We start from the raw sequence: 23,093 nt of genomic DNA on the forward strand, positions 1-23,093 counted from the left end.
GCACCCGCAGCGTCGCCCAGGAGGAGGAGCGCGCCGGCTCGTCGCTGTCCGCCACCGCCGCGACGATCCGCCACCGAGGCGAGCGGGCCGGCGGGGCCGGGTCTCGCAGGCGCCTGATGCGACCCGGTGAGGGTCGCCGTCACGCTCCAGGGGCTGCCGCGGCTACCGGCGCCGTGGGCGCCGGGGCCGGCCGCCTTGCGTGACGCTCCGCGTCACGCGTCGTGGTCGGTGGTGAGGAAGGTCGCGAGCTCCTCGAGCACGGCCTGCTCGTTGTCGCCCTCGACGCTGACGGTGAGCTCGTCGCCGTGCTCGATGCCGAGCGAGATGATCCCGAGGATCGACGCGGCGTTGACCGGGGTCGCGTCGCCCTTGGCGACGAGGACCTTCTGACCCGACTTCGCCGCGGCCTGGCTGAAGAGCGAGGCGGGGCGGGCGTGGAGGCCCTTCGACGATGCAACCTGCACGGTGCGCTCGACCATGAACGTTTCTCCTTGATCCTGCAGTCGCGACTGCATCAGTGGTGCCCGGAGTCGGGCTCGCCCGGACGGACCGGGCGGGTGGAGGAGTCCCCGTCCGCGCCTGCGACGACCGCGCGAGCGGCGAAGAGGACGGGCAGGGTCTCGAGCACGGCATCGGCACCGTGCGCTCCGAAGACATCGGGCGGGAGGAGGGCGGCCGCGGCTCCCACGAGCTCCGCACGGTGGCGGAGTCCGTCGAACTGCGACTCGAGGTGCGGCCCCACGAGGAGGACGTCGGCCTCGGGGAGGGAGTGGTCGAGACCGGTGAGGGTCTCGGAGCGGAACACGGCATCCATGCCGCGCTCCTTCGCGCCCGCTCGCAGCCGGTGGGCCAGGAACGTGCTCGACGCGCCTGCACCGCAGACGATCAGGATCTTCCGCACCTCGTTCGCCTCCTCGCGTCCGGGTCGTGATTCATCCAAGCATCCCCTCGGAGGGGCGGCACCCTCCAGCAGACAATCTTCCGCGGGGGCGGAAGACGGCCCCTTCCACCCGCGGCGCGGGGGCTCCCGGGCGCGTCGCCGGGGTGATTGACTGACGGGACGTACGACTCGCCGCCCGCGTCCTGCGGGCCCGCGGCAGGGTCGTGGCGCTCCCGGCGCCCGCCCCGACCGCACGCCTGGAGCCTGATGCCTGACAACCGCGAACGACTGCTGGAGTACCTCTCCCGCGCCGACGGCTGGGTGACGGCGCACGAGCTCGCCGACAGGCTCGGAGTCACCACCCGCAGCGTCCGGAGCTACGTCACCGCGGTGAAGGCGCAGGCCGCCCCGCTGGAGCCGGTCGAGTCCTCCGCGAACGGCTACCGGCTCGCGCGCGAGGCGTACGCGGCCTACCTGGAGGCGCAGCGCAGCCGCGACGTCGAGCCCGACACACCGCGCGACCGGCTGTACAGCATCGTCCGCCGCCTGGTCGACTCCGACGAGGGCCTGGACGTCTTCGCCCTGGCCGACGCGCTGTCGGTGAGCGAGTCGACCGTCGACGCCGACCTGCGCCGGGTGAAGGCCCTCGCCGATGAGGCCGGCCTCGGGCTGGTCCGGCGCGGCCCGTCGGTGCGCCTCGAGGGCAGCGAGGAGGCGCGCCGCCGCCTGATCTCGCGGATGTTCCGCGACGAGAGCGCGCAGGGCGTCTTCACGCTCGACGACGTCCAGCGCGAGTTCGCCTCCCCCGGCCTCGGCGCCTTCAAGACCGAGCTGCTGGCCGAGCTCGAGACCCGCGGCTACTACATCAACGACTACGGCGTGAACAGCGTCCTCCTCCACATCGCGATCGCCGTCGACCGCGTCGCCAGGGGCATCGGGGACCCCTCCGGCTCCCGCCCCTCCCCCGCGATCCACGGCGAGCTCGCGGCCCTGCTGGCGGAGCTGGTGGAGCGGCACTTCGCGACGCGCCTGACCGACGCCGAGCTCGCCCAGCTCGCGATCCTGATGACGACGCGGGTGGCGACGCCCGGGCAGAACGAGCCGGTCGCCGCCGTGGTCGAGAACTACCTCGACCCGGAGGACCTCGCCGTCGTCCGCGAGCTCGTCGCCGACGTCAACCGCGAGTACCTGGTCGACCTCGACGACGAGGGCTTCATCGTCCGCCTCGCCCTGCACGTGCGGAACCTGATCGCCCGGGCCGCCGAGGGCGGCTACTCTCGCAACCCGCTCACCCGCTCGATCAAGACCAGCTACCCGATGACCTACGAGATCGCGGTGTTCCTGGCGAGCGGGCTGCAGCGCCGGCGGGGCGTCGTGGTCAACGAGGACGAGATCGCCTACATCGCCCTCCACGTCGGCTCCTTCCTCGAGCGGGTGTCCCGGCGGGAGGAGCGTCTGTCCTGCGTGATCGTCTGCCCCAACTACTACGACCTCGCTCACATGCTGCGCCTGCGCGTCGAGCGCTCCCTCGGCACCGAGGTGGAGGTGCGCTCGCTGATCACGCGGAGCGACGTCGACTGGGACCGGCTCACCGCCGACCTCGTGATCACCACGATCGACGAGCGCCCCGCGTCCGACGACGTCGTGGTGGTGCAGCCGTTCCTCACCGACCACGACGTCGAGACGGTGCGCCGGGCCATCGCCCGCGTCCGCCGGCACCGCCGCCGCGCGCAGATCAAGGACGAGCTGCTGCAGTTCTTCGACGAGGAGCTGTTCTTCCGCAACGTGCACGCGCGCGACGAGGCGGCGATGATCCGGATGCTGGGCGAGCGGATGATCGCCGGCGGCATCATCGACGAGGACTACGTCGACGGCGCCATCGAGCGCGAGCGGATGAGCTCCACGGCGTTCACCGACAACCTCGCGGTCCCGCACGCGATGGCGATGAGCGCCCGCCGCACCTCCATCGCGATCGTCGTGAACGACACGGCGATGGAGTGGGGCGAGCAGCGGGTGAACGTGATCGCTATGATCGCGTTCGCCTCGGCCGGCCGCAGCACCTTCCAGTCGGTGTTCGACCAGTTCGTCGAGGTGTTCGCCGACCGGGCGGAGGTGCAGCGACTCATCCGGCGCTCCACGGACTTCGGCGGCTTCATCGAGGAGCTGGTGCGGGTGATCGACAGCTAGCCGACTCCCGCACTCCGGGTGGAGCCGGAGGGCGCTGTCGTCCTCCCGCTCCCGCGCTTCGTGGGCGCCCGGCGGACCCCCGCCGGGCGCGAGAGGCCACGAGGAGCCTCCTCCGCATCGGATCGGAGGAGCTCCGCGTCGGGGCCTCTAGGCGAAGGGCGTCGGCACGATCCCGTAGGGGGCGAGGCCGGCCGCGCCGCCGTCGGCGAGCGTGGTGACCCAGATGCCGTCGTGGTGCACGGCGACGGAGTGCTCCCAGTGGGCGGCCATGCTGCTGTCCTCGGTCGCGACCGTCCACTCGTCCTCACGGACGAAGGTCTCGGCGCTGCCCGCGGTGACCATCGGCTCGATCGCGACGACGAGTCCCGGCTTCACCTCGGGGCCGCGCTGGCGCACCCGGTAGTTGAAGACCGGCGGAGCCTCGTGCATGGTGCGCCCGATGCCGTGGCCGATGTAGTCGGTGAGGATGCCGTAGACGCGGCCCGAGCGCTCGGCCTCGTCCTCGATGTACTCCTCGATCGCCGCGCCGACCTCGTTGAGATGGCGGGCGGAGGCGAGGGCGGCGATCCCCCGCCACAGGGATCCCTCGGTCACCCGCGAGAGCTCGGCGCGTGCCGCGACCTCCTCCGGGCGGGAGGGATCGGGCAGGACCACCGTCATCGCGGAGTCGCCGTTCCAGCCGTCGATCTCGGCGCCGCTGTCGATGGAGACCACGTCGCCCGGCTCGAGCACGCGCCCGCCGGGGATGCCGTGGACCACCTCGTCGTTGACCGAAGCGCAGATCGTGTGCCGGTAGCCCGGGACGAGCTGGAAGTTCGAGTGGCCGCCGAGTGCGACGATCGCCGACTCGGCGATCGCGTCGAGCTCGAGCGTGGTGACGCCCGGGCGGATCGCCGCGCGGACCGCATCGAGCGAGGCGGCCGTGGCGAGGCCCGGAGCGAGCATCGAACGCAGCTGCGCGGGCGTCTTGTAGAGCGAGGAGCGGAACGCCACGGCTCAGGCGGCCGGGGTGTCGAGGCGGCCCACGCGGTGGCCCTCGAGGGCGACGACGATCCGCTCGGTCACCTCGTCGACCGGCCCGAGGCCGTCGACCACGACCACGAGCCCGCGGGCCGCGTAGACGTCGATGAGCGGAGCGGTCTGCTCCTCGTAGAGCGCGAGTCGGCGCCGGATGACGTCCTCGGTGTCGTCGCTGCGCCCCTGCTCGAGCGAGCGCTTGAGCAGGCGGCCGACGACCTCGTCGGGATCGGCCGTCAGCTGGACGACCGCGTCGAGCCGGTTGTCGTCCGCGGCGAGGATGCGGTCGAGCTCGTCGACCTGCTCCGTGGTGCGCGGGTAGCCGTCGAGCAGGAACCCGGTCGACGCGTCCGCCTCCTGGAGGCGGTCGTGCACGATCGCGTTGGTCAGCTCGTCCGGCACGTAGCGCCCGTTGTCGAGGTAGGCCTTCGCCTGGAGACCGAGCTCGGTCTCGTTGGCGACGTTCGCGCGGAAGATGTCCCCGGTCGAGATGGCGGGCACCCGGAGGATGTCGCTCAGCCGAGCGGCCTGGGTCCCCTTGCCTGCGCCGGGAGGGCCGATCAGCAGGAGACGGAAGCCGATCGGATGCGACGTCATCGGAGGAGTCCTTCGTAGTGGCGCTGCTGCAGCTGGGAGTCGATCTGCTTCACCGTCTCCAGGCCGACTCCGACGATGATCAGGATGGACGTGCCGCCGAAGGGGAAGTTCTGGTTCGCACCGACCAGCGCGAGGGCCACGAGGGGCACGAGCGCGATGAGGCCGAGGTAGACCGATCCGGGCAGCGTCACCCGGGTGAGCACGTAGTTGAGGTACTCGGCGGTCGGGCGGCCGGCGCGGATGCCGGGGATGAAGCCGCCGTAGCGCTTCATGTTGTCGGCGACCTCGTCCGGGTTGAAGGTGATCGCGACGTAGAAGTAGGTGAAGCCCACGATCAGGAGGAAGTACAGCGCCATGTAGAGCGGGTGATCGCCCTTGGTGAGGTAGTTCGTGATCCAGGTGACCCAGACCGGGGCCTCCTGGCCAGCGGCGGGCTGGTTGAACTGCGCGATGAGCGCGGGCAGGTACAGCAGCGACGAGGCGAAGATGACGGGCACGACGCCGGCCATGTTGACCTTGATCGGGATGTAGGTGTTGTTGCCGCCGTAGGTGCGGCGGCCGACCATCCGCTTGGCGTACTGCACGGGGATCCGCCGCTGCGACTGCTCCACGAAGACCACGGCGACCACGAGCACGAGGCCCACGCCGAGGACGAGGAGGAAGGTCTCGAAGCCGCGCGACTGCGCGATCGACCACAGGGAGGTGGGGAACTGGGCGGCGATCGAGGTGAAGATCAGCAGCGACATGCCGTTGCCGATGCCGCGCTCGGTGATGAGCTCGCCCATCCACATGATGATCCCGGTGCCCGCGGTCATGGTGATGACCATGAGGAGGATGGAGTACCACTCGTCGGTGATGATGAGCGCCGAGCACTCCGGGACGCCGGAGTTGCCGAAGAGGGCGCCCGAGCGGGCGACGGTGATCAGCGTCGTCGACTGGAGGACGCCGAGCGCGATGGTGAGGTACCGCGTGTACTGGGTGAGCTTGCCCTGACCGGACTGCCCCTCCTTGTACAGGGTCTCGAAGTGAGGGATGACCACGCGCAGCAGCTGCACGATGATCGACGCCGTGATGTACGGCATGATCCCGAGCGCGAAGATCGACAGCTGGAGCAGTGCTCCACCGCTGAAGAGGTTCACGAGCTCGTAGAGACCCGAGGTGCCCTGGTTGCCGGCGAGACAGGCCTGCACGGCGCTGAAGTCGACGAACGGAGCAGGGATGAAGGATCCCAGCCGGAAGATCGCCACGATCGCGAGGGTGAAGCCGATCTTGCGGCGGAGGTCGGGGGTGCGGAAGATCCGCGCAACGGCGCCAAACACTACCTAAGGTCTCCTGCTCAATTCTGTGGTGCGGGATACAGGTCGAGCTTGCCACGCGCTCCCGGAGGGAGTCGGCGTGACAAGCTCGACCGACAAGCTGCTGGTGCTACTTGATGGATCCGCCCGCAGCGACGATCTTCTGCTCGGCAGAGCTGGAGACCTTGTCGACCGCGACGTTCAGCTTAACCGCAATGTCGCCGTCCCCGAGGACTTTGACCTTCTCGTTCTTGCGGACAGCACCCTTGGCGACCAGGTCGCCGATGGTGACGTCGCCGCCCTGGGGGTAGAGCTCCGCGAGAGCGGACAGGTTCACGACCTGGTACTCGACCCGGAACGGGTTCTTGAAGCCGCGGAGCTTCGGGGTGCGCATGTGCAGCGGCATCTGCCCACCCTCGAAGCCGACGCGCACCTGGTAGCGGGCCTTGGTGCCCTTGGTGCCGCGACCGGCGGTCTTTCCCTTGGAGCCCTCACCGCGACCCACGCGGGTCTTGGCCTTCTTGGCTCCGGCAGCGGGGCGGAGGTGGTGGACCTTGAGCACGTGCTCCTTGGTCGCCGGCGCCGCCGCGCCCTTCGTGGTGGTCGCCTGCGCGGGAGTCGTGGACTCCGCGGCGGCGGCCTTCTTCGTCTCAGCCATTAGTCAATCTCCTCGACCTTCACCAGGTGGGCGACGGTCTTCACGTATCCGCGGTTCTGGGCGTTGTCCTCGCGGACGACGCTCTGACCGATCTTCCTGAGGCCGAGCGAGCGCAGCGTGTCGCGCTGGTACTGCTTCTCGCTGACCTTCGACTTGATCTGGGTCACCTTGAGCTGGGCCATCAGGCACCTGCCTTCGCGTTGGACGCGGCGGCGAGGGCGTCGGCCTCGGCACGGACGAGACGTGCCGGCGCGACCTGGTCGAAGTCGAGACCACGACGAGCGGCGACGGCGCGCGGCTCCTCGAGCTGCTTCAGAGCCTCGACGGTCGCGTGGACGATGTTGATGGTGTTCGACGAGCCGAGCGACTTGCTCAGGACGTCGTGGATGCCGGCGCACTCGAGGACGGCGCGGACGGGACCGCCGGCGATGACACCGGTACCCGCGGCGGCGGGGCGCAGGAGCACCACACCGGCGGCGGCCTCACCCTGGACGGGGTGCGGGATGGTCGAGGCGACGCGGGGGACGCGGAAGAAGTTCTTCTTCGCCTCCTCGACGCCCTTGGAGATGGCGGTCGGGACCTCGCGGGCCTTGCCGTAGCCGACGCCCACCAGTCCGTTGCCGTCTCCGACGACCACGAGCGCGGTGAAGCTGAAGCGACGGCCGCCCTTGACGACCTTCGACACGCGGTTGATGGTCACGACGCGCTCGAGGAACTGGCTCTTCTCGGCGTCACGGCCACCGCGGTCGCGGCCACCCTGGTTGCGGTCGCGGCCGCCGCGGCGGGGCTCACGAGCCTCCTGCTGCGGCTGCGTGGACGCAGCGGTCTCGACGGGGGCCTCCGACACAGCGGCGACCTCGGGTTCCTTGTTCTCTGCGGCGCTCACAGGTTGAGCCCTGCCTCTCGTGCTCCATCGGCGATCGCGGCGACGCGACCGGCGTACTTGTTGCCTCCGCGGTCGAAGACGACCGCCTCGACACCGGCGTTCTTGGCGCGCTCGGCGACGAGCTCGCCGACCTTGCGGGCCTTGGCGGTCTTGTCGCCGTCGAACACGCGCAGGTCGGCCTCGAGGGTCGACGCCGACGCGAGGGTGCGGCCCTGAGCGTCGTCGACGACCTGCACGAAGACGTGGCGGGCCGAGCGGTTGACGACGAGGCGGGGGCGCTCGGCGGATCCGACGACCTTCTTGCGCAGACGGTCGTGACGACGACCGCGCGCAGCGGACTTGCTCTTTCCTCTGGTTCCGAGTCCCATGATCACTTACCGCTCTTTCCGGCCTTGCGGCGAACGACCTCGCCGGCGTAGCGCACGCCCTTGCCCTTGTAGGGCTCGGGCTTGCGGATCTTACGAATGTTGGCGGCCACCTCACCGACGGCCTGCTTCGAGATGCCGTGCACGGTGAGCTTGTTGTTGCCCTCGACCGTGAACGAGATGCCCGCGGGCGGGGTGACGACGACCGGGTGCGAGAAGCCGAGCGCGAACTCGATGTCCGAGCCCTTCGCCAGCACGCGGTAACCGGTTCCGACGACCTCGAGGCCCTTGGAGTAGCCCTGCGTGACACCGATGATGTCGTTCGCGATGAGCGTGCGGGTGAGGCCGTGGAGCGAGCGCGACTCGCGCTCGTCATCGGGACGCGAGACCAGCACCTGGCCGTTCTCGACGGACACCTGGATGGGGCTGGCGACCGAGACGGTCAGCTCGCCCTTGGGGCCCTTGACGGTCACAGCGGATCCGGCGACGGAGACGTCGACGCCCGCCGGGATTTCGATGGGGAGTCTTCCAATACGCGACATGAGGGGTTACCACACGTAGGCGAGGACTTCCCCACCCACGCCCTTCTTCTCGGCCTGGCGGTCGGTCAGGAGACCGCTCGAGGTGGACAGGATGGCGACGCCGAGGCCGCCGAGCACGGTGGGGATCTCGGCCGACTTCGCGTACACGCGGAGTCCGGGCTTCGAGACCCGCTTGATGCCGGCGATCGAGCGCTCGCGGTTCGGGCCGTACTTGAGGGAGATGGAGAGCGTCGTGCCGACGCGCGCCTCCTCGACCTTCCAGTCGGCGATGTAGCCCTCGGTCTTGAGGATCTCGGCGATGTTCGCCTTGAGCTTCGAGCCCGGGAGGGTGATGGAGTCGTGGTGCGCGGAGTTCGCGTTACGGATTCTGGTCAGCAGATCTGCGACCGGATCAGTCATGGTCATGGCTGATGGTGCCTTTCTCGCCTGGTTTCGGCACCCTTTACAAGAGTGACGACCTGTGGTGTGGGACGGCGCCGACGACGTCGACGCCCATGCGGCCGCGCGAACGCAGGCCAACGAGCCATGCTACATGGCCGAGGTCCTGCGGTCGAGGGCCGATCGTGCACGGGATCCGGGGATCCCGCGTGGCGCCCGCCGCCGGCTCCGGACGGACCGGTCCGGCGGCGGACGCACGACGAGGCCGGAGGGCGGTTCTCACCGTCCCCCGGCCTCGAGGCTTGCTGCTTACGCGTTGTCCGACGACTTGAACGGGAAGCCGAGCTGCTTGAGCAGCGCGCGACCCTCGTCGTCGGTCTTGGCGGTGGTCACGACGGTCACGTCGAAGCCGCGGACGCGGTCGATGCGGTCCTGGTCGATCTCGTGGAAGATCGACTGCTCCGTGATGCCGAAGGTGTAGTTGCCGTTGCCGTCGAACTGGCGGTCCGACAGCCCGCGGAAGTCGCGGATGCGGGGCAGCGCCACCGAGAGCAGGCGGTCCAGGAACTCCCAGGCGCGGTCGCCCCGGAGGGTGACGTGAGCGCCGATGGCCTGACCCTCGCGCAGCTTGAACTGCGCGATGGACTTGCGGGCCTTGGTGACCTGCGGCTTCTGACCGGTGATGGCGGTGAGGTCCTTGACCGCGCCGTCGATGATCTTGCCGTCGCGGGCGGCCTCACCGACACCGGTGTTGACGACGACCTTGACCAGGCCGGGGACCTGGTGGACGTTGCCGAAGCCGAACTGCTCCTTGAGAGCGGGGATGATGTCGGCCTGGTACTTGGCCTTGAGCCGCGGCTGAACCTTCGCAGCCACTGCGGTGGTGTCAGTCATTACAGTTCCTCACCCGACGCCTTCGCGTAGCGCACGCGAACGGTCTTGGTCACGCCGTCCTTGGTGACGGCCACGTTGCGGTGGCCGACCCGGGTCGGCTTCTTGGTCTTCGGGTCGACGAGCGCGACGTTGGAGATGTGGATCGAGGCCTCGACGGTCTCGATGCCGCCCTCCTTCGAGCCGCGCTGCGTCTGGCCGACGCGGACGTGCTTCTTGACGAAGTTCACGCCCTCGACGACGACGCGGTTGCGCTCGACCAGCACCTCGAGGACCTTGCCCTGCTTGCCGCGGTCTCCACCGCGGGCCTGGGTAGCGCCCGAGATGACCTGGACGAGGTCACCCTTCTTGATCTTGGCCATGACTAGATAACCTCCGGTGCCAGCGAGACGATCTTCATGAACTTCTTGTCGCGGAGCTCGCGACCGACCGGTCCGAAGATGCGGGTGCCACGGGGGTCCCCGTCGTTCTTGAGGATGACGGCGGCGTTCTCGTCGAACTTGATGTACGAGCCGTCGGCGCGACGGGTCTGCTTGATGGTGCGGACGATGACGGCCTTGACCACGTCGCCCTTCTTCACGTTGCCACCGGGGATCGCGTCCTTGACGGTGGCGACGATGATGTCACCGAGGCCCGCGTAGCGGCGGCCGGAGCCTCCGAGGACGCGGATGGTGAGGAGCATCTTGGCGCCGGTGTTGTCGGCGACCTTGACTCGGGATTCTTGCTGAAGCATGTGTCTCTCCTGCTAACTCAAGTAGGCCGCGGCCTACTTGGCCTTCTCGAGGATCTCGACCAGGCGCCAGCGCTTGGTGGCGCTGAGGGGACGGGTCTCGCTGATGACGACGGAGTCGCCGATGCCGGCGGAGTTCAGCTCGTCGTGGACCTTGACCTTGGACGTACGGCGGATGACCTTGCCGTACAGCGGGTGCTTCACCCGGTCCTCGACCTCGACGACGATGGTCTTGTCCATCTTGTCGCTGGTGACGTAGCCGCGACGGGTCTTGCGGTATCCGCGAGCGCCCGCCTCCTTCACGTCGTGGGCGGCCGACTCGTGGCCGGCGCTGTCATTGACGGTTGCCATTACTTGGCCTCCTCGTTCGACTCGGTCGCCTCGACCTCGGCCTTGGCGGCCTTCTTGGTCTTGGGCTTCTTCTCCGCCTTGGCCGGGGCCTCGACGGGTGCGGGGGTGGCGCGGATGCCCAGCTCGCGCTCACGGATGACCGTGTAGATGCGGGCGATGTCGCGCTTGACGGCACGCAGGCGGCCGTTGGTGTCCAGCTGACCGGTGGCCGACTGGAAGCGGAGGTTGAACAGCTCCTCCTTGGCCTTCTTCAGCTCGGTGACGAGACGCTCGTCCTCGTAGGTGTCGAGCTCGGCGGGGGCGAGCTCCTTGGATCCGATCGCCATTACGCGTCTCCCTCCTCGCGCTTGATGATGCGTGCCTTGAGGGGCAGCTTGTGGATGGCACGGGTCATGGCCTCACGAGCGAGCTGCTCGTCGACGCCGGCGACCTCGAAGAGGACGCGACCCGGCTTGACGTTCGCGACCCACCACTCCGGCGAGCCCTTACCGGAACCCATGCGGGTCTCGGCGGGCTTCTTGGTGAGCGGACGGTCGGGGTAGATGTTGATCCACACCTTTCCGCCGCGCTTGATGTGACGCGTCATCGCGATACGAGCGGACTCGATCTGACGGTTGGTCACGTAGGCGGGGGTGAGGGCCTGGATGCCGAACTCACCGAACGACACCTTGGTGCCACCGGTGGCCTGGCCGGACCGGCCCGGGTGGTGCTGCTTGCGGTGCTTGACTCGACGCGGAATCAACATGGTTATGCCTCAACTCCTGCTGCGACGGGCGCCTCGCTCTGCTGGCGGGGTGCACGGCGCGGACGGTCGCTGCGCTCCGGGCGCGACGACTTGCTGTTCGCCTGCTCGCGGGCGAGCTCCTTGTTGGTGATGTCGCCCTTGTAGATCCAGACCTTCACGCCGATGCGGCCGAAGGTGGTCTTCGCCTCGTAGAAGCCGTAGTCGATGTTCGCGCGGAGGGTGTGCAGCGGCACGCGTCCCTCGCGGTAGAACTCCGAGCGGCTCATCTCGGCGCCGCCGAGGCGGCCGGAGACCTGGATGCGGACGCCCTTGGCGCCGGCGCGCTGAGCACCCTGCAGGCCCTTGCGCATCGCGCGGCGGAAGGCCACGCGGGCGGAGAGCTGCTCGGCGATGCCCTGGGCGACCAGCTGAGCCTCGGCCTCGGGGTTCTTGACCTCGAGGATGTTCAGCTGGATCTGCTTGCCCGTGAGCTTCTCGAGGTCGGCACGGATGCGCTCGGCCTCGGCGCCGCGGCGGCCGATCACGATGCCCGGGCGGGCGGTGTGGATGTCGACGCGGACCCGGTCACGGGTGCGCTCGATCTCGATGCGGGCGACGCCCGCACGGTCGAGCTGCGTGGCGAGGAGTCGGCGGATCTTGACGTCCTCGGCGAGGTAGTCGCTGTACCGCTGGCCCTTCTTGGTGCTGTCGGAGAACCAGCGCGACACGTGGTCGGTGGTGATTCCCAGACGGAAACCGTAGGGGTTTACTTTCTGACCCATTACTTGGTCCCCTCCTCAGGAGTGGCCAGCACGACGGTGATGTGGCTGGTGCGCTTGTTGATGCGGAAGGCACGACCCTGAGCACGGGGCTGGAATCGCTTGAGGGTGGTTCCCTCATCGACGAAGGCGCGGGACACGATCAGGTCCTGGTCGTCGAGGTACTCGTTCGAGGCATCGGCCTTGACGCGAGCGTTGGCCATCGCCGAGGCGACGAGCTTGTAGACGGGCTCGGACGCACCCTGCGGCGCGAACTTCAGGATGGCCAGTGCCTCCTGAGCCTGCTTCCCGCGGATCAGGTTCACGACACGGCGAGCCTTCTGGGGGGTGACGCGGATGTGTCGCACGCGTGCGATCGACTCCACCATTTCTCTCCTCCTTCTCGTCGCCGCGTCAGCGGCGACGGCCCTTCTTGTCGTCCTTCTCGTGACCGCGGAAGGTCCGAGTGGGGGCGAACTCGCCGAGCTTGTGGCCGACCATGGTCTCGGTCACGAACACGGGGATGTGCTTGCGACCGTCGTGGACCGCGATGGTGTGACCCAGCATCGCCGGGATGATCATCGAACGGCGCGACCAGGTCTTGATGACGTTCTTGTTGCCGGCTTCGTTGGCCGTGAACACCTTGCGGAGCAGGTGGTCGTCAACGAAGGGGCCCTTCTTGAGACTGCGAGGCATCTTCTACAACTCCTACTTGCGCTTCTTACCGGCGGTGCGGCGGCGAACGATGAGCTTGTCGCTCTCCTTGTTGGGGCGACGGGTGCGTCCCTCGGACTGACCCCACGGGCTGACCGGGTGGCGTCCACCGGAGGTCTTGCCCTCTCCACCACCGTGCGGGTGGTCGACCGGGTTCATCGCGACACCGCGGACGGTCGGGCGGACGCCCTTCCAGCGCATGCGGCCGGCCTTGCCCCAGTTGATGTTCGACTGCTCGGCGTTGCCGACCTCGCCGATCGTGGCGCGGCAGCGCGCATCGACGTTGCGGATCTCGCCCGACGGCAGGCGGAGCTGCGCGTAGGGGCCGTCCTTGGCGACGAGGCGGACCGAGGTGCCGGCCGAGCGGGCGAGCTTGGCGCCGCCTCCCGGCTTGATCTCGATGGCGTGGATGACCGTACCGGTCGGGATGTTGCGCAGCGGCAGGTTGTTGCCGGGCTTGATGTCGGCGCCGGCGCCCGACTCCACGACGTCGCCCTGCGAAAGCTTGTTCGGGGCCAGGATGTAGCGCTTGGTGCCGTCCACGAAGTGGAGCAGCGCGATGCGCGCCGTGCGGTTGGGGTCGTACTCGATGTGAGCGACCTTGGCGTTGACGCCGTCCTTGTCGTTGCGACGGAAGTCGATCAGACGGTACTGGCGCTTGTGGCCACCACCGATGTGACGCGTCGTGATGCGGCCGGAGTTGTTGCGGCCACCGGTCTTGGACAGCGGGCGCAGGAGCGACTTCTCGGGCGTCGAGCGGGTGATCTCGGCGAAGTCGGCAACGCTGGAGCCGCGGCGACCGGGGGTCGTGGGCTTGTACTTACGAATAGCCATTGTCTGTTTCCTCTACGCTTCTTCGGCTCAGCCGACGCTCGTGAAGATGTCGATGGAGCCGGACTTCAGCGTGACGATCGCGCGCTTGGTGTCCTTGCGCTTGCCGGTGCCGAACTTCGTGCGGCGGGTCTTGCCCTGGCGGTTCAGCGTGTTGATCGACGCGACCTCGACGCCGAAGATCTTCTCGATGGCGAGCTTGATCTCGGTCTTGTTCGAACGCGGGTCGACCACGAAGGTGTACTTGCCCTCGTCGATCAGGCCGTAGGACTTCTCCGAGACCACCGGGGAGATGATGACGTCGCGGGGGTCCTTGTTGAACGCGGCGGACTGGCTCATGCGTTCACCTCTTCCTTGTTGGACTCGACGCCCGACTTGGCCGCGATGAACGCGTCGAGCGCGCCCTTCGAGAACACGATGTCGTCGGAGACGAGCACGTCGTACGCGTTGAGCTGGTCGGCCGGCAGGATGTGCACGAACGGCACGTTGCGGAGCGAGAGCTCGGCGATGTAGTCGTCGCGCTCGAGCACCACGAGGACGTTGCGCGACACCGAGAGGGCGTCGAGCAGGACGAGGACGTCCTTGGTCCGGGGGGTGTCGCCGAGGGCGAGGGACTCGACCACGTGGATGCGGGCACCGCGGGCGCGGTCCGAGAGAGCACCGAGCAGAGCCGCGGCGATCATCTTCTTGGGGGTGCGCTGCGCGTAGCTGCGGGGGGTCGGTCCGTGGACCACGCCACCACCGGTCATGTGCGGGGCGCGGATCGAGCCCTGACGAGCGCGACCGGTTCCCTTCTGCTTGAACGGCTTGCGACCGGCTCCGGAGACCTCACCGCGGTTCTTCGTCTTGTGGGTTCCCTGGCGCGCCGCGGCGAGCTGGGCCACGACGACCTGGTGGATGAGGGGGATGTTGGTCTGGACGTCGAAGAGCGCGGCGGGGAGCTCGACCGAGCCCGCCTTCTGGCCCTTGACGTCGATGATGTCGACAGAGGTAGCCATGGAACTACGCTCCCTTCACGGCGTTGCGAACGAACACGAGGCGACCGCGGGCACCGGGGACGGCGCCCTTGACGAGCAGCAGGCCCTTCTCGGCGTCGACGGAGTGCACCTTGAGGTTGAGCACGGTGACGCGCTCGCCACCCATGCGACCGGCCATGCGCATGCCCTTGAAGACACGGCTGGGGGTCGAGGAGGCGCCGATGGAGCCGGGCTTGCGGTGGTTGCGGTGCGAACCGTGCGAAGCCGAGACGCCCTTGAAGTTGTGACGCTTCATGACGCCGGCGAAGCCCTTGCCCTTGCTGGTGCCGACGACGTCGACCTTGGTGCCGGCCTCGAAGACGGCGTCCACGGTCAGCTCCTGGCCTGCCGAGTAGTCGGCGGCGTCGGAGGTGCGGACCTCGGTGAGGTGGCGGCGGGGGGTGACGCCCGCGGCGTCGAAGTGACCGGCGGCGGGCTTGTTCACCTTGCGCGGGTCGATCGCACCGGCGGCGAGCTGGACGGCGGTGTAGCCGTCCTTCTCCTCCGTGCGGACCTGGGTCACGACGTTGGGGCTGATCTCGATGACGGTGACCGGCACGAGCTTGTTGTTCTCGTCCCAGACCTGGGTCATTCCGAGCTTGGTGCCGAGGAGGCCCTTGCTGGTCTTCAGCGTGGGGGAAACAGTGACAGACATGGTGGCACTCCTCCTTAGAGCTTGATCTCGATGTTGACGTCGGCCGGCAGGTCGAGGCGCATGAGCGAGTCGACGGCCTTGGGCGTCGGGTCGATGATGTCGATGAGGCGCTTGTGGGTGCGCATCTCGAAGTGCTCGCGGCTGTCCTTGTACTTGTGGGGAGAACGGATCACGCAGACCACGTTCTTCTCGGTCGGCAGCGGCACGGGGCCGACCACCGTTGCACCGGCACGGGTGACCGTGTCGACGATCTTGCGCGCCGACGTGTCGATGACCTCGTGGTCGTACGACTTCAGTCGGATGCGGATCTTCTGTCCCGCCATGTGTGATCTCTCACTCTCTTGTTATTGCGTCGTACGCGACTCCCCCGGCCGGAGCCGGACTCGTCTCGCATTGGACGCGCTCGCGAAGGAACTCCGGTGACCCGGAAAAGTGCAACCAGTGTTCTTCTGTCAAAAGCACCGCACCCCTGGGGCGCTCCGATCGGCGTGCAGAACGCACGACGCACGGAGAGACCGTTGAGATGTCGGTTGTTGTCGTTCTGCTACCCGCCGCCTCGACGTCGCATCCGCGTGGCCGCCCTCTCGGGTCGAGCCTCCGCGATGCCGTCTCGGCACTGCCTGGCAGTGTCCCCCTCCGAGCAGCACGCCGCCCGAGAGGAAATTTTGAACTAGAAGAGTCTCCCACAGATGCCCCACCCCTGCAACCCGGGCGTGTCGCGCCGGTGGGCTCCTCCGCGAGCACGTCGTGACGGCCCTGGGGAGCCGGTCGCTCCGAGCAGCAGCGCGGGTCGGAGCGCCTCCCCCGCTACTCGAAGAGCAGCGCCCGGACGGCGGTCTCGGCCGACGCGGGGCGCGACGCGTCGATGGTCTCGCCGGCGCGGAAGTGGTCGAGCAGCCGCGGGTCGACGTAGCTGGCGCGGGCGACCGTCGGCGTGTTCCCGAGCACGTCCGAGGCGTCGCGCATCGCCTGGGCGATCGCGGAGTTCCGAGCGCGCTGCGTGGCCTGCGGGCCCGACTTCGCCAGGCTCAGCGCGGCCGCGACCGTGCCGTGCAGAGTGCGGAAGTCCTTCGCCGTGAAGTCGTCGCCGGCGCGCTCGCGCACGTAGTCGTTGATCTCGGGCGCCGAGATCGGCCGCCACTCCCGCCCGTCCTTCCAGGCGAGCAGGCGGGCGTTCGGCCCGCGACGCTTGAGAGCACGGACGACGCGCGAGAGGTCGTGGTCGAGGATCTCGCTCGTCCACGCTTGATGGCTCTTCCCGGGGAAGGCGAGGGCGACCCGGTCCCCGTGGGTCGTGGCGTGCGCGCACAGGAGCGTCGAGAGGCCGATGCTGCCGTGCTCCTTCGCGTACCTCTCGCTGCCGACGCGGAGCGATCCGGTGTCGAGCATCCGGAAGGCGGTGGCCAGCGCGCGCTCGCGGCTGGGTCCGTCCGAGCGGAGGGCGATGGTCACGGCCCGGCGCGCCCCGGGCAGGGCCTCCGCGAGCCGCAGCGCCCGGTCGAACTTGATCCGGTCCTTCTGCTCGCGCCAGGTCGGATGGTAGATGTACTGGCGGCGGCCAGCGGAGTCGACGCCGGTGGCCTGGATGTGCCCGTTGGGATACGGGGCGATCCAGACGTCCGTCCAGGCCGGCGGGATGCCGAGATGGTCGAACCGCGCGCGCAGCTCCTTGTCGGCGACGGTCGCGCCCTTCGGGTCGCGGTAGCTGAAGCCGGAGCCCGCGCGCACCCGGGTGTAGCCGCGCCCGCTCGAATCGGTCCTGCGGAGTCGTTGCGCGCGAGTGTCAGCCATCGATCCGACGATAGGACGGCGGATCCGAGGCCCGCACCCGCTTGACGGCGGGGAGGAGCAGTCGGACGGCAGCCGCTACTCGTTGCCGATCCGCTTGTCGGCCTGGCGCTTCAGGTCCTCGATGCGGTCGTCGTACTTGCCGTTGGTGAGGCGGCTGGCGATCTCGCCCGCCTTCTCGAGGGTCTGGTCGGAGACCTGCTCGGCCTTCTCGCTCCGCAGCGCGTCCTGGGCCTTCCGGCTGTTGAGCAGTTCGCCGGCCTGGCGTCCGAGCTTCCCGAGATCCACGATGATGCCTCCTTGTAAACGCGCACAGGGCGGCGCGTGCCTCAGTGTGGCGCTCCCGGCTGGGGGAACGGTGCGGGCGCGCCGGTCAGCCGGCCAGTGCGATCACCTGCTCCGCTGCGTCTGCCAGGGCGCGGCCGTAGGAGGGACCGTGACCGGCGGCGTGGACGGCGAGCGGGTGCAGCTGGTGGAGTGGCACCCGCTCCTCGTAGCCGGCCCCCAGCGGATGCTGGTCGCGGTAGCCCTCGAGGACGGCGTCGAGGTGCGGAGCACCGAAGAGGGCCAGCATCGCCAGATCGGTCTCGCGGTGTCCCCCGTGAGCGGCGGGGTCGATCAGGACGGCGCCGTCCGCCGTCCAGAGCACGTTGCCGGTCCAGAGGTCCCCGTGGATCCGGGCGGGCCCCGCACCGTCGTCGAAGGCTCCGGCCGCCACCCGGCCCAGAGCCTGCTCGACGAGCCGCGACTCGGCTGCCGTGAGGTTGCCCGCCTCCACGGCGGGGCCGAGGAACGGCCGCACCCGCTGCTCCGCGTAGAAGCGCCCCCACGAGTCGTCCGGGCGGCACGGCATCCCGCGGCGGCCGATGTAGGCGGGGCCGGTCCATCCCGGGGGCGGCGCTCCGAACGCCGCGGCTCCGGCGTCGTGCGTCCGGGCGAGCGCGGCGCCGAGAGCCCGAGCCGACTCGGCCGAGGGACGCACGGAGCGGATCTCCTCCAGCTCGATGCGCCCGGGCGACACCCTCTCCACCCCGACACAGCGCGCACCGCCGTCCGCCTCGCGCAGCCAGTCCAGGCCGGCCGCCTCCCACTCGAAGAACTGCGGGAGGGCACGGGGGTCGCTCTTCACGAAGGGCATGCCGCCACGCTAGCCGGGCGTCCCCGGGAACGACGAGAGGGGCCGCCCGCCGAAGCGGACGACCCCTCTCGAGAGATCGGTAGGACGGACCTACTTGATGATCTTGGTGACCGTACCGGCACCCACGGTGCGTCCACCCTCACGGATGGCGAAGCCGAGGCCCTCCTCCATGGCGATCGGCTGGATCAGCGCGACCGTCATGTCGGTGGTGTCGCCGGGCATGACCATCTCGGTGCCCTCGGGCAGCGTGATGACGCCGGTGACGTCGGTGGTGCGGAAGTAGAACTGCGGACGGTAGTTCGCGTAGAACGGGTTGTGACGCCCACCCTCATCCTTGGACAGGATGTACGCGGTGCCCTCGAAGTCCGTGTGCGGCGTGACCGAACCCGGCTTGACGACGACCTGGCCGCGCTCGACGTCCTCGCGCTTGGTGCCGCGGAGGAGCAGACCGCAGTTCTCGCCGGCCCAGGCCTCGTCGAGCTGCTTGTGGAACATCTCGATTCCGGTGACCGTGGTCTTCTGCGTCGGGCGGATGCCGACGATCTCGACCTCGGAGTTCAGAGCGAGGGTTCCACGCTCCGCACGGCCGGTGACGACGGTTCCACGACCGGTGATCGTGAAGACGTCCTCGATCGGCATGAGGAACGGCTTGTCCTTGTCGCGCACCGGGTCCGGGATGGACTCGTCGACCGCGTCCATCAGGTCGAGGATCGACTGGGTCCAGGTGTCGTCGCCCTCGAGGGCCTTGAGGCCGGAGACGCGCACGACGGGGGCGTCGTCGCCGGGGAAGCCCTGCGACGAGAGGAGCTCGCGGACCTCGAGCTCGACGAGCTCCAGGATCTCCTCGTCGTCCACCATGTCGGCCTTGTTCAGCGCGACGAGGAGGTAGGGGACGCCGACCTGCTTGGCGAGGAGGACGTGCTCACGGGTCTGAGCCATCGGGCCGTCGGTGGCGGCGACCACGAGGATCGCGCCGTCCATCTGGGCCGCGCCGGTGATCATGTTCTTGATGTAGTCGGCGTGACCCGGGGCGTCGACGTGCGCGTAGTGGCGCTTCGGCGTCTCGTACTCGACGTGCGAGATGTTGATCGTGATGCCGCGCTGGCGCTCCTCGGGAGCGGAGTCGATCGACGCGAAGTCACGCTGGACGTTGGTCGCGGACGGGAACTTGTCCGCCAGAACCTTCGAGATCGCCGCGGTGAGCGTGGTCTTTCCGTGGTCGACGTGACCGATGGTTCCGATGTTGACGTGCGGCTTGGTCCGCTCGAACTTGGCCTTAGCCACTGTGGGTCCTCCTCAGGACTTAGGTGCAAGCATCCGCATCCGGGCGGCCGCACGGGGCGGCACGAGGACAGGAGGACTTGCGGGGGTTTTGTGTACGTATGTTACCGGCAGTGGTCGTGCGGCCGTCCCGCTGCGACAGGGGGCGCGCTGCACTCGGCAGCAAACCCGCACGACACTACCAGGCCGCCGCCGTTCCGGGGAACGGCGACGGCCCAGGGGCGGAGCTACTCGCCCTTGTTCTTCTGGACGATCTCCTCGGCCACGGCCTTGGGGACCTCGGCGTAGGTCTCGAACGTCATCGAGTAGACGGCGCGGCCCGAGGTCTTCGAGCGCAGGTCTCCGATGTAGCCGAACATCTCGGACAGCGGGACGTTGGCCCGGATGACCTTGATGCCGGTGGCGTCCTCCATCGACTGGATCATCCCGCGACGCGAGTTGATGTCGCCGATGACGTCGCCCATGTACTCCTCGGGAGTACGGACCTCGACGGCCATGAGCGGCTCGAGGAGGACCGGCTGCGCCTTGCGCGAGGCCTCCTTGAACGCGATCGAGCCGGCGATCTTGAACGCCATCTCGGAGGAGTCGACGTCGTGCGCCGCTCCGTCGACCAGGGTCGCCTTCACGCCGACCATGGGGTAGCCGGCGAGCACGCCGACCTGCATGGCGTCGCGGATGCCCGCGTCGACGGAGGGGATGTACTCGCGCGGGACGCGGCCACCGGTGACGCCGTTGACGAACTCGTAGGTCTTGTCGGCCTCGACCTCCATCGGCTCGATGGTGATCTGGACCTTCGCGAACTGGCCGGAGCCACCCGTCTGCTTCTTGTGGGTGTAGTCGTACTTCTCGACCGTGCGGCGGATCGTCTCGCGGTACGCGACCTGGGGCTTGCCCACGTTGGCCTCGACGTTGAACTCGCGCTTCATGCGGTCGACCAGGATGTCGAGGTGCAGCTCGCCCATTCCCTTGATGACCGTCTGACCGGTCTCCTGGTTCTGCTCGGTGCGGAAGGTGGGGTCCTCCTCCGCGAGCTTCTGGATCGCGGTGCCGAGCTTCTCCTGGTCCGCCTTCGTCTTGGGCTCGATGGCGACCTCGATGACGGGCTCCGGGAAGGTCATCGACTCGAGCACGACCTGCGCGGCCGGGTCGCTCAGGGTGTCACCGGTGGTGGTGTCCTTGAGGCCGATGACGGCGTAGATGTGGCCGGCGGTGACCGAGTCGACCGGGTTCTCCTTGTTGGAGTGCATCTGGAAGATCTTGCCGATGCGCTCCTTCTTGCCCTTGGTCGAGTTGATGACCTGGGCGCCGGAGTCGAGCTTGCCCGAGTAGACGCGGACGTAGGTCAGGCGGCCGAAGAACGGGTGCACGGCGACCTTGAACGCGAGCGCCGAGAAGGGCTCGGTCGAGTCCGCGTGGCGCATGATGACCTTCTCCTCGTCGCGGACGTCGTGGGCCTCGATGGCGGGGACGTCGAGCGGGGAGGGGAGGTAGTCCACGACAGCGTCGAGCATCGGCTGGACGCCGCGGTTCTTGAACGCCGAGCCGCAGAGCACCGGGTAGATCTCGGAGTTGACGGTCATCTTGCGGATGGCGGCCTTGATCTCCGCGACGGTGAGCTCCTCGCCGCCGAAGTACTTCTCGAGCAGCTCGTCGGAGGTCTCCGCGACGGTCTCGAGGAGCTTCTCGCGGTACTCCGCCGCCTTGTCGGCGAGGTCGGCCGGGATCTCCTCGATCTCGTACTTCGCGCCGAGCGCGACGTCGCCCTTCGAGTCGCCGCGCCACGTGAGCGCGCGCATCTCGACCAGGTCGACGACGCCCTCGAAAGAGGACTCCGCGCCGATGGGCAGCTGGATGACCAGCGGCTTCGCGCCGAGGCGCTTGATGATCGTGTCGACCGTGTAGTAGAAGTCGGCGCCGAGCTTGTCCATCTTGTTGACGAAGCAGATGCGCGGGACGTCGTACTTGTCGGCCTGACGCCAGACGGTCTCGGACTGGGGCTCGACGCCCTCCTTGCCGTCGAAGACGGCGACGGCGCCGTCGAGGACGCGGAGCGAGCGCTCGACCTCGACCGTGAAGTCGACGTGACCGGGGGTGTCGATGATGTTGATCTGGTTCTTGTTCCAGAAGCAGGTCGTCGCGGCGGACGTGATCGTGATGCCGCGCTCCTGCTCCTGCGCCATCCAGTCCATCGTCGCGGCGCCGTCGTGGACCTCGCCGATCTTGTGCGTGATACCCGTGTAGAACAGGATGCGCTCGGTGGTGGTGGTCTTGCCGGCATCGATGTGGGCCATGATGCCGATGTTGCGGACCTTGTTCAGGTCGGTGAGCACATCTTGTGCCACGGAGTTCCTCCGATAGGTGATGGAGCCAGCGCACCGGGTTCATGGCCGAATGGCTGGGATTCTGGTGGTGGCGGTCGCCCGGTCGCGGGGATCGGGCGATCCGCCGCCGGGACCGGGCCCGCAGCGGTGACGCCGCGGGCCCGGTGGTCGCGGTCGCCCGGGGGCGGCCGCGGGGTGCGCTACCAGCGGTAGTGCGCGAAGGCCTTGTTCGACTCGGCCATCTTGTGGGTGTCCTCGCGACGCTTGACAGCGGCGCCCAGACCGTTCGACGCGTCGAGGATCTCGTTCATGAGACGCTCGGTCATCGTCTTCTCGCGACGGGCCTTCGCGTAGCTGGTGAGCCAGCGGAGCGCGAGGGTGTTGGCGCGGTGGGGCTTGACCTCGACCGGGACCTGGTAGGTCGAGCCGCCGACGCGGCGGCTGCGGACCTCGAGGGTCGGGCGGACGTTGTCGAGCGCCTTCTTGAGGGTGACGACCGCGTCCTGACCGTTCTTGCCGGCGACGCCCTCGAGGGCACCGTAGACGATGCGCTCGGCGAGGCCCTTCTTGCCGTCCAGGAGGATCTTGTTGACGAGCTGGCTGACGATGGGGGCGCCGTAGACGGGGTCTGCGACGACGGGGCGCTTGGGAGCGGGGCCCTTACGAGGCATTACTTCTTCTCCATCTTCGCGCCGTACCGGCTGCGAGCCTGCTTGCGGTTCTTGACGGCCTGGGTGTCCAGGGCGCCGCGAACGATCTTGTAGCGGACACCGGGGAGGTCCTTGACGCGACCGCCGCGCACGAGCACCATCGAGTGCTCCTGCAGGTTGTGGCCCTCGCCGGGGATGTAGGCGGTGACCTCGGTGCCGTTGGAGAGCTTCACGCGGGCCACCTTGCGGAGGGCCGAGTTCGGCTTCTTGGGCGTGGTCGTGTAGACGCGCGTGCAGACGCCGCGCTGCTGGGGGTTGGCCTTCAGGGCGGGCGCCTTGGTCTTGGTGACCTTCGGCGTGCGTCCCTTGCGGACCAACTGCTGAATCGTTGGCACTGGTTTTGCTCCTTGAATGCTGCACGGTGACAGCGGATCGATGGT

General features: G+C 68.6%; 33 protein-coding genes. 1 reads left to right on the plus strand and 32 read right to left on the minus strand.

The window, feature by feature from the left end:
• Positions 1–212 precede the first annotated feature (212 nt).
• Positions 213–479, minus strand: coding sequence for an HPr family phosphocarrier protein (locus C5C56_RS14185; protein ID WP_104224553.1), 267 nt, complete (start codon positions 477–479; stop codon positions 213–215).
• A 35-nt stretch (positions 480–514) separates the two neighbouring features.
• Positions 515–940, minus strand: a complete 426-nt coding sequence (locus C5C56_RS14190) for a PTS sugar transporter subunit IIB (protein ID WP_181065531.1) — start codon at positions 938–940, stop codon at positions 515–517.
• 207 nt (positions 941–1,147) lie between these two features.
• On the opposite strand from C5C56_RS14190, the gene C5C56_RS14195 reads away from it, so the two are divergent.
• Positions 1,148–3,067, plus strand: coding sequence for a BglG family transcription antiterminator (locus C5C56_RS14195; RefSeq protein WP_104260916.1), 1,920 nt, complete (start codon positions 1,148–1,150; stop codon positions 3,065–3,067).
• A 147-nt stretch (positions 3,068–3,214) separates the two neighbouring features.
• Here the strand turns inward: C5C56_RS14195 and map are convergent, their stop codons facing one another.
• From map to rpsL, 30 genes are all read right to left on the minus strand, one after another.
• On the minus strand, positions 3,215–4,060 hold the full coding sequence (gene map, locus C5C56_RS14200) for a type I methionyl aminopeptidase (RefSeq protein WP_104319811.1): 846 nt from the start codon (positions 4,058–4,060) through the stop codon (positions 3,215–3,217).
• Between the two features lie 3 nt (positions 4,061–4,063).
• Positions 4,064–4,681, minus strand: coding sequence for an adenylate kinase (locus C5C56_RS14205; RefSeq protein ID WP_181028829.1), 618 nt, complete (start codon positions 4,679–4,681; stop codon positions 4,064–4,066).
• On the minus strand, positions 4,678–6,000 hold the full coding sequence (gene secY, locus C5C56_RS14210; protein ID WP_104224557.1) for a preprotein translocase subunit SecY: 1,323 nt from the start codon (positions 5,998–6,000) through the stop codon (positions 4,678–4,680). Before secY ends, C5C56_RS14205 begins: the two co-directional genes overlap by 4 nt.
• A 106-nt stretch (positions 6,001–6,106) precedes the next feature.
• A complete protein-coding gene (rplO, locus tag C5C56_RS14215; RefSeq protein WP_104226755.1) occupies positions 6,107–6,634 on the minus strand; it encodes a 50S ribosomal protein L15 in 528 nt (175 codons plus the stop codon).
• Positions 6,634–6,816: a 50S ribosomal protein L30 gene (gene rpmD, locus C5C56_RS14220; RefSeq protein WP_181024623.1), complete on the minus strand. Its 183-nt coding sequence runs from the start codon at positions 6,814–6,816 to the stop codon at positions 6,634–6,636. Before rpmD ends, rplO begins: the two co-directional genes overlap by 1 nt.
• A complete protein-coding gene (gene rpsE / locus C5C56_RS14225; RefSeq protein ID WP_104224559.1) occupies positions 6,816–7,520 on the minus strand; it encodes a 30S ribosomal protein S5 in 705 nt (234 codons plus the stop codon). Before rpsE ends, rpmD begins: the two co-directional genes overlap by 1 nt.
• On the minus strand, positions 7,517–7,888 hold the full coding sequence (gene rplR, locus C5C56_RS14230) for a 50S ribosomal protein L18 (protein ID WP_056037296.1): 372 nt from the start codon (positions 7,886–7,888) through the stop codon (positions 7,517–7,519). The genes rpsE and rplR overlap by 4 nt, the downstream gene beginning before the upstream one ends.
• Positions 7,889–7,890: 2 nt before the next feature.
• Positions 7,891–8,427 carry a 50S ribosomal protein L6 gene (gene rplF, locus C5C56_RS14235; RefSeq protein WP_104224560.1) on the minus strand — a complete coding sequence of 179 codons (537 nt, stop codon included), beginning with the start codon at positions 8,425–8,427 and terminating at the stop codon, positions 7,891–7,893.
• A gap of 6 nt (positions 8,428–8,433) precedes the next feature.
• Positions 8,434–8,832 (minus strand): 30S ribosomal protein S8, encoded by a 399-nt coding sequence (gene rpsH / locus C5C56_RS14240; RefSeq protein ID WP_068209423.1) that lies wholly within the window; start codon positions 8,830–8,832, stop codon positions 8,434–8,436.
• A 282-nt stretch (positions 8,833–9,114) separates the two neighbouring features.
• On the minus strand, positions 9,115–9,699 hold the full coding sequence (gene rplE, locus C5C56_RS14245; protein WP_068209425.1) for a 50S ribosomal protein L5: 585 nt from the start codon (positions 9,697–9,699) through the stop codon (positions 9,115–9,117).
• Positions 9,699–10,058: a 50S ribosomal protein L24 gene (gene rplX / locus C5C56_RS14250; RefSeq protein WP_104224561.1), complete on the minus strand. Its 360-nt coding sequence runs from the start codon at positions 10,056–10,058 to the stop codon at positions 9,699–9,701. Before rplX ends, rplE begins: the two co-directional genes overlap by 1 nt.
• Before the next feature lie 2 nt (positions 10,059–10,060).
• On the minus strand, positions 10,061–10,429 hold the full coding sequence (gene rplN, locus C5C56_RS14255; RefSeq protein ID WP_104224562.1) for a 50S ribosomal protein L14: 369 nt from the start codon (positions 10,427–10,429) through the stop codon (positions 10,061–10,063).
• A gap of 33 nt (positions 10,430–10,462) precedes the next feature.
• Entirely contained in the window at positions 10,463–10,777 is a 315-nt protein-coding gene (gene rpsQ, locus C5C56_RS14260) for a 30S ribosomal protein S17 (protein ID WP_104224563.1), read from the minus strand.
• Positions 10,777–11,103: a 50S ribosomal protein L29 gene (rpmC, locus tag C5C56_RS14265; protein WP_104224564.1), complete on the minus strand. Its 327-nt coding sequence runs from the start codon at positions 11,101–11,103 to the stop codon at positions 10,777–10,779. Before rpmC ends, rpsQ begins: the two co-directional genes overlap by 1 nt.
• Complete coding sequence (gene rplP / locus C5C56_RS14270; protein ID WP_068209436.1) at positions 11,103–11,522, minus strand: 50S ribosomal protein L16; 420 nt, start codon at positions 11,520–11,522, stop codon at positions 11,103–11,105. The genes rpmC and rplP overlap by 1 nt, the downstream gene beginning before the upstream one ends.
• A gap of 2 nt (positions 11,523–11,524) precedes the next feature.
• Complete coding sequence (gene rpsC, locus C5C56_RS14275; RefSeq protein ID WP_068209439.1) at positions 11,525–12,283, minus strand: 30S ribosomal protein S3; 759 nt, start codon at positions 12,281–12,283, stop codon at positions 11,525–11,527.
• Positions 12,283–12,648 (minus strand): 50S ribosomal protein L22, encoded by a 366-nt coding sequence (gene rplV / locus C5C56_RS14280; RefSeq protein WP_077221988.1) that lies wholly within the window; start codon positions 12,646–12,648, stop codon positions 12,283–12,285. The genes rpsC and rplV overlap by 1 nt, the downstream gene beginning before the upstream one ends.
• Before the next feature lie 25 nt (positions 12,649–12,673).
• Complete coding sequence (gene rpsS, locus C5C56_RS14285) at positions 12,674–12,955, minus strand: 30S ribosomal protein S19 (protein ID WP_055787078.1); 282 nt, start codon at positions 12,953–12,955, stop codon at positions 12,674–12,676.
• Between the two features lie 12 nt (positions 12,956–12,967).
• A complete protein-coding gene (rplB, locus tag C5C56_RS14290; protein ID WP_068251462.1) occupies positions 12,968–13,807 on the minus strand; it encodes a 50S ribosomal protein L2 in 840 nt (279 codons plus the stop codon).
• Positions 13,808–13,834: 27 nt separating this feature from the next.
• Positions 13,835–14,143: a 50S ribosomal protein L23 gene (rplW, locus tag C5C56_RS14295; RefSeq protein ID WP_068209445.1), complete on the minus strand. Its 309-nt coding sequence runs from the start codon at positions 14,141–14,143 to the stop codon at positions 13,835–13,837.
• The gene (rplD, locus tag C5C56_RS14300; protein WP_104224565.1) at positions 14,140–14,802 is read right to left on the minus strand and encodes a 50S ribosomal protein L4; all 663 of its coding nucleotides are present in this window, start codon (positions 14,800–14,802) and stop codon (positions 14,140–14,142) included. Before rplD ends, rplW begins: the two co-directional genes overlap by 4 nt.
• Before the next feature lie 4 nt (positions 14,803–14,806).
• Positions 14,807–15,475, minus strand: a complete 669-nt coding sequence (rplC, locus tag C5C56_RS14305; protein WP_104224566.1) for a 50S ribosomal protein L3 — start codon at positions 15,473–15,475, stop codon at positions 14,807–14,809.
• Positions 15,476–15,489: 14 nt separating this feature from the next.
• Entirely contained in the window at positions 15,490–15,798 is a 309-nt protein-coding gene (rpsJ, locus tag C5C56_RS14310; protein ID WP_005050520.1) for a 30S ribosomal protein S10, read from the minus strand.
• A 484-nt stretch (positions 15,799–16,282) separates the two neighbouring features.
• Positions 16,283–17,266 carry a DNA topoisomerase IB gene (locus C5C56_RS14315; RefSeq protein ID WP_104224567.1) on the minus strand — a complete coding sequence of 328 codons (984 nt, stop codon included), beginning with the start codon at positions 17,264–17,266 and terminating at the stop codon, positions 16,283–16,285.
• Between the two features lie 75 nt (positions 17,267–17,341).
• Positions 17,342–17,551 (minus strand): antitoxin, encoded by a 210-nt coding sequence (locus C5C56_RS14320; RefSeq protein ID WP_159939075.1) that lies wholly within the window; start codon positions 17,549–17,551, stop codon positions 17,342–17,344.
• Between the two features lie 85 nt (positions 17,552–17,636).
• The gene (locus C5C56_RS14325; protein WP_104309792.1) at positions 17,637–18,401 is read right to left on the minus strand and encodes a fructosamine kinase family protein; all 765 of its coding nucleotides are present in this window, start codon (positions 18,399–18,401) and stop codon (positions 17,637–17,639) included.
• Positions 18,402–18,491: 90 nt separating this feature from the next.
• Complete coding sequence (gene tuf / locus C5C56_RS14330; RefSeq protein WP_104224570.1) at positions 18,492–19,685, minus strand: elongation factor Tu; 1,194 nt, start codon at positions 19,683–19,685, stop codon at positions 18,492–18,494.
• Between the two features lie 224 nt (positions 19,686–19,909).
• Positions 19,910–22,024 (minus strand): elongation factor G, encoded by a 2,115-nt coding sequence (gene fusA, locus C5C56_RS14335; RefSeq protein WP_104247597.1) that lies wholly within the window; start codon positions 22,022–22,024, stop codon positions 19,910–19,912.
• Positions 22,025–22,203: 179 nt separating this feature from the next.
• The gene (gene rpsG / locus C5C56_RS14340; RefSeq protein WP_068251443.1) at positions 22,204–22,674 is read right to left on the minus strand and encodes a 30S ribosomal protein S7; all 471 of its coding nucleotides are present in this window, start codon (positions 22,672–22,674) and stop codon (positions 22,204–22,206) included.
• The gene (rpsL, locus tag C5C56_RS14345; protein WP_011186743.1) at positions 22,674–23,048 is read right to left on the minus strand and encodes a 30S ribosomal protein S12; all 375 of its coding nucleotides are present in this window, start codon (positions 23,046–23,048) and stop codon (positions 22,674–22,676) included. The genes rpsG and rpsL overlap by 1 nt, the downstream gene beginning before the upstream one ends.
• Positions 23,049–23,093: the final 45 nt, after the last annotated feature.

This window comes from Rathayibacter sp. AY1D1 (genome assembly GCF_002932635.1).
Taxonomy (GTDB): Bacteria; Actinomycetota; Actinomycetes; order Actinomycetales; family Microbacteriaceae; genus Rathayibacter.

Excerpts from the sequence above, each read along its gene's own strand:
- C5C56_RS14185 (WP_104224553.1), bottom strand. The coding sequence starts at position 479 with ATGGTCGAGCGCACCGTGCAGGTTGCATCGTCGAAGGGCCTCCACGCC.
- C5C56_RS14195 (WP_104260916.1), top strand. The coding sequence starts at position 1,148 with ATGCCTGACAACCGCGAACGACTGCTGGAGTACCTCTCCCGCGCCGAC.
- C5C56_RS14205 (WP_181028829.1), bottom strand. The coding sequence starts at position 4,681 with ATGACGTCGCATCCGATCGGCTTCCGTCTCCTGCTGATCGGCCCTCCC.
- rplO (WP_104226755.1), bottom strand. The coding sequence starts at position 6,634 with ATGGCTGAGACGAAGAAGGCCGCCGCCGCGGAGTCCACGACTCCCGCG.
- rpmD (WP_181024623.1), bottom strand. The coding sequence starts at position 6,816 with ATGGCCCAGCTCAAGGTGACCCAGATCAAGTCGAAGGTCAGCGAGAAG.
- rplR (WP_056037296.1), bottom strand. The coding sequence starts at position 7,888 with ATGGGACTCGGAACCAGAGGAAAGAGCAAGTCCGCTGCGCGCGGTCGT.
- rplF (WP_104224560.1), bottom strand. The coding sequence starts at position 8,427 with ATGTCGCGTATTGGAAGACTCCCCATCGAAATCCCGGCGGGCGTCGAC.
- rpsH (WP_068209423.1), bottom strand. The coding sequence starts at position 8,832 with ATGACCATGACTGATCCGGTCGCAGATCTGCTGACCAGAATCCGTAAC.
- rplE (WP_068209425.1), bottom strand. The coding sequence starts at position 9,699 with ATGACTGACACCACCGCAGTGGCTGCGAAGGTTCAGCCGCGGCTCAAG.
- rplX (WP_104224561.1), bottom strand. The coding sequence starts at position 10,058 with ATGGCCAAGATCAAGAAGGGTGACCTCGTCCAGGTCATCTCGGGCGCT.
- rplN (WP_104224562.1), bottom strand. The coding sequence starts at position 10,429 with ATGCTTCAGCAAGAATCCCGAGTCAAGGTCGCCGACAACACCGGCGCC.
- rpsQ (WP_104224563.1), bottom strand. The coding sequence starts at position 10,777 with ATGGCAACCGTCAATGACAGCGCCGGCCACGAGTCGGCCGCCCACGAC.
- rpmC (WP_104224564.1), bottom strand. The coding sequence starts at position 11,103 with ATGGCGATCGGATCCAAGGAGCTCGCCCCCGCCGAGCTCGACACCTAC.
- rplP (WP_068209436.1), bottom strand. The coding sequence starts at position 11,522 with ATGTTGATTCCGCGTCGAGTCAAGCACCGCAAGCAGCACCACCCGGGC.
- rpsC (WP_068209439.1), bottom strand. The coding sequence starts at position 12,283 with ATGGGTCAGAAAGTAAACCCCTACGGTTTCCGTCTGGGAATCACCACC.
- rplV (WP_077221988.1), bottom strand. The coding sequence starts at position 12,648 with ATGGTGGAGTCGATCGCACGCGTGCGACACATCCGCGTCACCCCCCAG.
- rpsS (WP_055787078.1), bottom strand. The coding sequence starts at position 12,955 with ATGCCTCGCAGTCTCAAGAAGGGCCCCTTCGTTGACGACCACCTGCTC.
- rplB (WP_068251462.1), bottom strand. The coding sequence starts at position 13,807 with ATGGCTATTCGTAAGTACAAGCCCACGACCCCCGGTCGCCGCGGCTCC.
- rplW (WP_068209445.1), bottom strand. The coding sequence starts at position 14,143 with ATGAGCCAGTCCGCCGCGTTCAACAAGGACCCCCGCGACGTCATCATC.
- rplD (WP_104224565.1), bottom strand. The coding sequence starts at position 14,802 with ATGGCTACCTCTGTCGACATCATCGACGTCAAGGGCCAGAAGGCGGGC.
- rplC (WP_104224566.1), bottom strand. The coding sequence starts at position 15,475 with ATGTCTGTCACTGTTTCCCCCACGCTGAAGACCAGCAAGGGCCTCCTC.
- rpsJ (WP_005050520.1), bottom strand. The coding sequence starts at position 15,798 with ATGGCGGGACAGAAGATCCGCATCCGACTGAAGTCGTACGACCACGAG.
- C5C56_RS14315 (WP_104224567.1), bottom strand. The coding sequence starts at position 17,266 with ATGGCTGACACTCGCGCGCAACGACTCCGCAGGACCGATTCGAGCGGG.
- C5C56_RS14325 (WP_104309792.1), bottom strand. The coding sequence starts at position 18,401 with ATGCCCTTCGTGAAGAGCGACCCCCGTGCCCTCCCGCAGTTCTTCGAG.
- rpsG (WP_068251443.1), bottom strand. The coding sequence starts at position 22,674 with ATGCCTCGTAAGGGCCCCGCTCCCAAGCGCCCCGTCGTCGCAGACCCC.